Below are 2,516 nucleotides of genomic sequence, written 5' to 3'. Positions count from 1 at the left end.
AAGCTTGAGTAAACTGGATGATTTTTGTCCAATGGTAGGTCTAAAAGTTAAATTTATTTTTAAAATCTTATTGACAAATCAGCGTTAATATTGTAGATTATAATTATTAAATCAAGATTAGAAAACGTGTTGAAGAGGAAAGTAATTTTAATCATTTTATTAAAGTGAATTCTGAATAGTGAGAAAGAAGAATAATGATTAAAATGAAAGTAGCCTTGGAGCTGTGAGTGCGAATGTTATTGAGTTCTTGCGGGGTGCGCCCCTTAAAGCGTCAACGTATCGTCGCAATTCTTGACTGTACGTGGATGAGGCAGTTTGAAATTTTTTAAAACTGTAAAATAAGGTGGTACAGCGTAGATAAACGCCCTTAGTCAATTGACTAAGGGCGTTATTTTTTCTTGATTTAAAAATATTATTCATAGGGGGACTTTTTATGAAGTTTGCAGTAATTGGTGCTGGAGCAATGGGTTTACGTTATGGAATTTTGTTAGCAGAGGCTGGCAATGAAGTTACCTATATCGATACTTGGCAACCACATATTGATCAGATCAAAAAGCAAGGTGGAGTTTACGTAATGCGCGATCATCAGGATCGACATTTAGTTCCAATTAAACTGGATACTCCCGAAACTTATCAAGGCGATCCAGATATGTTTATCTTTTTCGTTAAACAAATGCAATTGGCAGATTATTTAAAAAGTTGTGCTCATTTTATTGATCGCCGAAAGCACTATGCATTTACTTGCATGAATGGTATGGGTCATATTGAAAAACTGCAACAATATTTCGATGATGATAAAATTATTGGTGGAACAGCTTTGATCGCAACAGTTTTGCCCGGCCCAGGCGAGGTCGATTTTATGGGTAAACGTGGTGCAGGAAAAATGAATATGTGTCCGTTGAATGAAAAGCCGGATAAAATGTGTTTTAATTTGTTTGAAGAATTAAAAAAGGCTCAAATGAATCCAACATTAACAACCGACTTTACTGGTACTTTGATGACTAAAGTTATTTTTAACTCAGTTATTAATACTATTTGTACGATGTTTGAAATCCAAATGGGGGAATTTGGTAATTTCAAGGGAGCTTACGAAATGGGGCGGTTACTGATTGATGAAGCTTATGATGTTTGTGCTCGGGCAGGGATCAAACTAGTTTCAAGTCGAGATGAGGAAATGGAAGCACTCGATCATAATACTCGAATTGATATGCCGTTGCATTATCCTTCAATGTATCAAGATATGAGTAAGGATCGACCGACCGAAGTTGATTACATCAATGGTTATATCGTTAAGTTGGGCCGAAAATATCATTATGAGGCACATACGCATCAATTTGTTACGCAAGCAGTTCATTTGGCTGAATTTCATCGGCAGAACTTAGCAAAGCAGAGAGCAGCAACCAAATAGAATTAAAGAAAAAAGATGAAGAATTTTTCTTCATCTTTTTTGATACCAAATTAGTTAAGCTGTTAATTCGGCATAAGCTTTTTCAAATCGTTCCTTGATATATTTAGCAGACTCTGCGAATTTGTCACGTTCATCAGCAGTTAAATCAAGTTTGATTTCTTTGACGACACCTTTTTTACCAACAATGATGGGTGAAGAAACATAAGTCTCATATTCTGGATGATAATATGAAGCAGGAAGTTCTTCATGCGAATCAGATAAAATTGCATTCGTTAAATGGACAGCAGCTGCTGCAATTCCATAATTTGTGTAGTGTTTTCCATGATAAACGGTATATCCACCAGCCCGAACTTTTTCACTTAAGTCATTAAGGTTCAAAGCTGAATTTTGATCAGCTAATTTAGTAATTGGCTGATCAAAAACCTGAACCGTTGACCAAGCAGTAAATTGTGAGTTGCCATGTTCGCCCAGATTGTAACCAGAAACCGAACGCGGGTCAACTTGTAAAACTTCAGCGACAGCTTTTTTCATCCGGGCTGAATCAAGTAATGTTCCTGTTCCAATCACTTGATCGGTTGGAAGACCAGTAAATTTTTGGTAAAGAGCAGTAATTACATCGCATGGATTAGAAATTGAAACAAAGACTCCATTAAATCCAGCTTCTTTGACTTTAGTTCCAACTTCTTTGGCCGCTTGTTGATTAAAAGCCAATTCAACGAAGCGATCATGTTTTTTATTATCTTTTTGTAAACCGATATTTCCAAGTGCAGAAATAACCACATCGGCATCTTTTAACGCTTGATAATCATTAACCGTAATTTTAGTATGAGCGTTTAAATTTGCCATTGCATCAGCAAAATCTGTTGCTTCTGCATTCAACTTTTTTTCATTTGTGTCAATTAAAACAAGTTCATCCGTAAAACCATTAAATAATAAATAATTTGCAACAGCTGTTCCAACATGTCCTAATCCAACAACGCCAACTTTTCGTGCCATTTGCATTACTCCCCTATGAGATTATTAATAAAACATTAATCGTATTTTAATTCACAATTTTTTGAATGTCAATTGCATGGGCAATAAAAATTTCAACAATAATTTAATGCTG

2 protein-coding genes and 1 other annotated feature are annotated in these 2,516 nt (G+C 35.4%); of the genes, one reads left to right on the top strand and one right to left on the bottom strand.

What is annotated here, in order from left to right; translation table 11 throughout:
- Nucleotides 1–120: 120 nt before the first annotated feature.
- Nucleotides 121–372, top strand: a binding site (T-box leader).
- Between the two features lie 61 nt (nt 373–433).
- Nucleotides 434–1,408: a ketopantoate reductase family protein gene (locus ON15_RS00210; RefSeq protein WP_010579447.1), complete on the top strand. Its 975-nt coding sequence runs from the start codon at nt 434–436 to the stop codon at nt 1,406–1,408.
- A gap of 54 nt (nt 1,409–1,462) precedes the next feature.
- Here ON15_RS00210 and ON15_RS00205 read toward each other — a convergent pair whose 3' ends face one another.
- Nucleotides 1,463–2,404, bottom strand: a complete 942-nt coding sequence (locus ON15_RS00205; RefSeq protein WP_010579446.1) for an L-lactate dehydrogenase — start codon at nt 2,402–2,404, stop codon at nt 1,463–1,465.
- Nucleotides 2,405–2,516 lie beyond the last annotated feature (112 nt).

The sequence above is a fragment of the Liquorilactobacillus vini DSM 20605 genome (assembly GCF_000255495.1).
In the GTDB taxonomy this organism is placed as follows: Bacteria; Bacillota; Bacilli; order Lactobacillales; family Lactobacillaceae; genus Liquorilactobacillus; species Liquorilactobacillus vini.
This window is presented reverse-complemented; position numbering and strand designations above follow the sequence as displayed.